A 2,431-nucleotide genomic window follows, 5' to 3' on the forward strand; every position below is an offset into this window, starting at 1 on the left:
GGCTGAATCAGAGATATCGGGCTCACATGCTGTAGCCGCTCCGGCGATCACTTCGTAGTATCGCTGCTTTCGGGGAGCATCCGCAGACAGGTAACCCTTCAAGAGGCGCCGAGCCCTTGCTTCTAGGTGTTTTCGATCCTCCCGGATCTTTTCTCGCTGCCTATTGGGCTTGAACCAACTAAACACCGTTGTCTCTGTTACACGGGTTTCGAGACCCACCGCTCGGGGAGGATTACGCGATCGCGCCAACAAAGTTCCGCTCCATTTCGTCCGGCTTTCGAACTTTGGAGTTTCTAGCTATCCCAATTGCCTTTTCCGGCTCGACCTTTTCTCTGACGGCTGTAGATCGGCTTCTGCGAAGACCGAATCCAACAAGCAGGAGCCCAACATGTCGAGCCCGATTCTTAAGTCGTTCACTTTGAACCGCCCCGGGATTGCCGGAGGCTCCAACTCTTGAGAAGGTGGAGCCATGACAAGCAAGACGACGAACAAATTCTCACCTGAAGTCCGGACCCGGGCGGTTCGGATGGTTCTGGAGCACGAGGGCGAGCATGCCTCGCGCTGGGCGGCGGTTGTTTCGATTTCATCGAAGATCGGCTGTACGCCGCAGACATTGCATGAGTGGGTCAAGAAGGCCGAGATCGACAGCGGCAAACGATCCGGCGTGCCATCGGATGTTTCGGACCGGCTCAAGGCGCTGGAGCGGGAGAACCGGGAGCTTCGCCAGGCCAATGAGATCCTGCGCAAGGCGTCGGCTTATTTTGCCCAGGCGGAGCTCGACCGCCGGTACAAGCCATGATCGCGTTTATTGACGATCACCGAGAGGTCCATGGGGTCGAGCCGATCTGCAAGGTCTTGCCGATCGCTCCCTCGACCTACCATGCCCATGTCGCCAAACGCACCGATCCGAAGAAGCTCTCCACGCGAGCGAAGCAGGATCTGGCGCTGACACCGGAGATCGCCCGCGTCTTCGCGGAGAACTTCGACGTCTATGGCGTGCGCAAGGTCTGGCGGCAATTGCAGCGCGAGAGCTTTGACGTTGCCCGCTGCACCGTGGAGCGGCTGATGCGAGGCATAGGGTTGCGGGGCGTGATCCGCGGCAAGCCCGTGCGAACCACGATCAGCGACAAGGCGGCGCCGTGCCCATTGGACCACGTCAATCGCCAGTTCCACGCGCCGCGCCCGAATGCGCTGTGGGTCTCGGATTTCACCTACGTCTCGACCTGGACCGGCTTTGTCTATGTCGCCTTCGTCATAGACGCCTATGCGCGGCGCATTGTCGGCTGGCGGACCTCACGAACCGCGCATGCGAGCTTCGTACTCGATGCGCTCGAGCAGGCCCTCCATGACCGGCAACCGGCGCATCGCGGCGGGCTCGTGCATCACAGCGACCGAGGCAGCCAATACGTCTCGATCAAGTATACCGAGCGCCTCGCGGAAGCAGGCATCGAGCCGTCGGTCGGCAGCGTCGGCGATAGCTACGACAATGCCCTCGCGGAAACGATCAATGGCCTCTACAAGGCCGAGGTCATCCATCGCCGCGGGTCATGGCGGACCATGGAAGCCGTCGAATTCGCAACGCTCGGATGGGTCGACTGGTTCAACAATCGCCGGCTGCTGGAGCCTATCGGCAACATCCCGCCGGTCGAAGCCGAGGAACGCTACTACGCCAGGGTGGCAGAAACCGCCGTGGCGACGTGACTCAAACAAAATAGCCTCCGGCAAACCCGGGGCGGTTCAAAGCGCTCCAGGCCAGTCCTCAATTAGACACAAGCCATGCGCCTGCGTCGCGAGACAGTCGAGCATCCGTTCGGCACGATGAAGGCCCGCATGGGAGCGACACACTTCCTCACCAAAACGCTTCCAAAAGTAGCCGCCGAGATGGCTCTCTCGGTCCTGGCCTATAATCTGACGCGGGTCATTAACATCGTCGGGACTAAGCCGCTGATGGCTGCGATCGTGGCCTGATACCGAACCGCCCCCGGCTTCTCACCGACTTCCTTCGAAGGGTGTTTTTGCACGGCCAAGACCCCGAACGGAAGTCCGAGCCAGCACTTCAACGCCATTATCAACGGGCGGACACCAGCTGCATATGCTCTTTCGGGTCAGGGCCGTGCAATGCGGCTACTTTACCTTTTCCCACACCAGGGTGACGACGCTCATCTTGCCATCGCCTCCGTACGGGGCCGGCCTGCTGGTATAGATCGCTCGATCGCCTTCAATCTTGACGTCGCGAATGACTGTCGTGCCGGTCCATACTTCGTTCCAGGAGAGGTCGATATGATGTTCGACCTTTTTGCCATCGAACGTGAACGTTCCACCATAGGCGGTCATTGAGCGGTGCAGGTCCGCGCGTTGCTGATCGCTCATCGTACCGATTGATTCAGGTTTCGGTCGGCCGTCGTTTGTGACTAGCGCAAGAAAGTGCCCG

General features: G+C 59.9%; 2 protein-coding genes, 1 pseudogene and 1 other annotated feature. Of the genes and pseudogenes, 2 read left to right on the plus strand and 1 reads right to left on the minus strand.

The features are described from left to right. Positions 1-469 precede the first annotated feature (469 nt). Positions 470-1,701, plus strand: a protein-coding gene (locus VMT30_05460) for an IS3 family transposase (GenBank protein HVQ44385.1) whose coding sequence is annotated in 2 segments (ribosomal slippage) — positions 470-761 and positions 761-1,701 — 1,233 coding nt in all. Because the reading frame shifts where the segments join, the coding sequence is not laid out codon by codon here. After that, positions 754-870: a sequence feature (AL1L pseudoknot), on the plus strand. (Overlaps the previous gene by 117 nt.) Positions 1,702-1,773: 72 nt before the next feature. Further along, positions 1,774-1,968, plus strand: a pseudogene (locus tag VMT30_05465) (transposase). A gap of 156 nt (positions 1,969-2,124) precedes the next feature. Here the strand turns inward: VMT30_05465 and VMT30_05470 are convergent. Continuing rightward, positions 2,125-2,431 (minus strand): lipocalin-like domain-containing protein (locus VMT30_05470; GenBank protein ID HVQ44386.1); only part of this gene is annotated, 307 nt, incomplete at its 5' end.

It is taken from the genome of Candidatus Saccharimonadia bacterium (assembly GCA_035544015.1).
Lineage (GTDB): Bacteria > Patescibacteriota > Saccharimonadia > UBA4664 > UBA4664 > UBA5169.